The 2,427-nt window shown below is 40.7% G+C and carries 1 protein-coding gene; it reads left to right on the top strand.

Annotated elements, in window-relative coordinates; translation table 11 throughout:
* Positions 1-282 precede the first annotated feature (282 nt).
* Complete coding sequence (locus OM074_RS20990) at positions 283-2,274, top strand: DUF2264 domain-containing protein (protein ID WP_301202671.1); 1,992 nt, start codon at positions 283-285, stop codon at positions 2,272-2,274.
* The last annotated feature ends 153 nt before the right edge of the window (positions 2,275-2,427 follow it).

Genomic DNA, 2,427 nt, shown 5'->3' with positions numbered 1-2,427 from the left:
AGGGGAAGTTGCTTCCGCACAGTGCGTTGGAGTTTTCCCCTTTAGGGGAATCAAAGGGGTGAGCGTAGGAATCATGAGTTTTCTTGCAGGAACTAATTAGTGTTGGCAAGAATAGTCCAATTTCTTCCCTCACACACTCTCTGATTCTCCCGAATAAAATTTCGGGACAGGCTGTAAAGGGAGAACCGTCAACCCGTATAGAACGAGGGGTTTCCCCATTAGGGGCAGGGGTGAACGATTGGATTTTTAATAGTTTATTATAGTCACAAAATATCTATCAATATGAAAGTTTTAAATATAACGGTTGCATTTCTGGCAGTGTTGGCTCTGGGATTACAATCATGTAATATGCAAAAAGCAAAAACAGTTGAACAAGAAGAAAAACATGATAATATTTTTGAAGTTAAAAATCCTGATTACAAGCTGAGTCCGGCAACCGGTATGACACGGGAGCATTGGGTTAACGCAGCAGAGTACTTATTGCAAGGTGCTTTTTCATATATCCATACACTGGATGATGCGATGAAATTTCCCAAGCAACCAGGAAAAACTTATCCACGTGACGAGAAACAGGTTCCAACGGAGAAGTTGGAAGGCTTATGTCGTACTCTGTTTGTGGCAGCTCCTTTACTAAAGGAAAATCCCGGTTTGAAAATGAACGGGATTGCTGTGGCAGAATATTACCGTCATCAAATCCTGAATTTGATAAATCCGGATAGCCCTTCATTTATTGTGCCCAGACCAAAAAATGGCGGTCCAAGCCAAAACCTGGTTGAGTTTGGAGCATTGGCCATCTCATTGTTTGTGGCTCCGGAAGTAATATGGGAGCCTTTAACCCGGGATCAGAAAGATGCATTGGCTGCAACCATGCTGAGCTATGGCGATGGACCAACAGTACCTTCAAACTGGCGTTTCTTTAATATTTTTGTATTGAGCTTTTTTAAAGATCAGGGGTATGATGTTAACGAAAAGCTATTGATTGAATACCTTAATAAAAGTGTTGATCAGTACCGGGGGTATGGTTGGTATAACGATGCGCCAGCTTACGATTATTATAGTATGTGGGCTTTTCAGCTGTATAGTGTGTTATGGGCTGATGTTTTTGGGTTGAAAAATTATCCTGAGATAGCAGAGAAGTTAATCAGCAATTTTCAGGATTTGAATTACAACTATCCCAATATGTTCTCTAAAGATGGAAAGATGTTGATGTACGGTCGCAGTATTTCTTATCGTTTTGGTTCCGTGTCACCGTTCCCATTTATGGGTAAATATGGTGGCAATGATGTAAACCTGGGATGGTTACGGAAAATATCTTCCAGTACCATTTTGCAGTTTCTACAACACCCGGAGTTTCTGAAGGATAGTGTTCCCTCCTTAGGTTTTTATGGGGCGTTTGAACCAGCCGTACAAATTTATAGTTGCAGGGGAAGTGTATACTGGATGGGGAAAGCTTTTTTGGGTTTATTGCTACCTGAGGAAGATCCTTTTTGGACTGCCGTGGAAAATGATGGACCATGGTCAGAATTTGAAGCAGACAAGGTGTATAATAAGTTTGCCGAAGGATCAAATGTATTGATTACTGATTATCCTGCCATAGGAGCTTCTGAAATTAGGGCCTGGTGCCATGAAAAAGTAAAAGACGACTGGCAAAAATTCCGTTCTACAGAAAACTATAATAAATTATCCTATAGCAGTATTTTTCCTTGGCAGGCAGATGGTGAAAATGGCGAGGTAGCCATGAATTATGCGTTTAAAAATAAAGAGGAAAAATGGGAAGTACTCCGTTTATATACTTTTAAAAAGTTTGAGGATGGCGCTTACATCCGGGATGCAGTGTTGGAAACCAACGAAAATATTAAAATGAGTTTGGTTGATATTCCTTTGCCTAATGGAATTTTAAGAGTTGACAAAAACCTCAGTACGGAGCCTGTTGAAATGCGCCTGGGACATTACGCTTTGCCTGAATTTGATCAGCCAATTAAAACAAGCACTTTTAAATCCGGTAATTATGAAGCAACCATTATTGACAATGGAAAATACCAATTGGCTATGGTTCCTTTAAAAGGATGGGGTAAACCCACTGTGGTAAAAACTAAGGGATTACACCCGGAGGCGCCGGAAAGCTCTGTATTGAGTCTGGATGCCAATTATGTGCCTGCGGATCAAGGTCAGGTGTTTGCGGTAATGATGCTATGGAAAAGATCAGGTGAAAAATGGGATGACATGGATTTTAGTCGTGTTTCAGAAATAAACAGATCGTTAGATTTTAGATAAGAGATTTTAGATAAGAGACTTATTTGCAAGATGCTTAAAATAAGAATTTTACCTTACTTAGTCTCTGCAAGAAAACTCCTGTATTATAGTGGCCCCCTCCGCTCACCCCTCATCCCCTAAAGGGGAAGCCTCTCGCACCGTGTGGGTTGACAC

Source organism: Plebeiibacterium marinum, assembly GCF_026013615.1.
Taxonomy (GTDB): domain Bacteria; phylum Bacteroidota; class Bacteroidia; order Bacteroidales; family Marinilabiliaceae; genus Saccharicrinis; species Saccharicrinis marinus_A.
This window is presented reverse-complemented; position numbering and strand designations above follow the sequence as displayed.

What these genes read in the sequence shown, in the direction of transcription:
- OM074_RS20990 (WP_301202671.1), top strand. Translation starts at nt 283, where the DNA reads ATGAAAGTTTTAAATATAACGGTTGCATTTCTGGCAGTGTTGGCTCTG.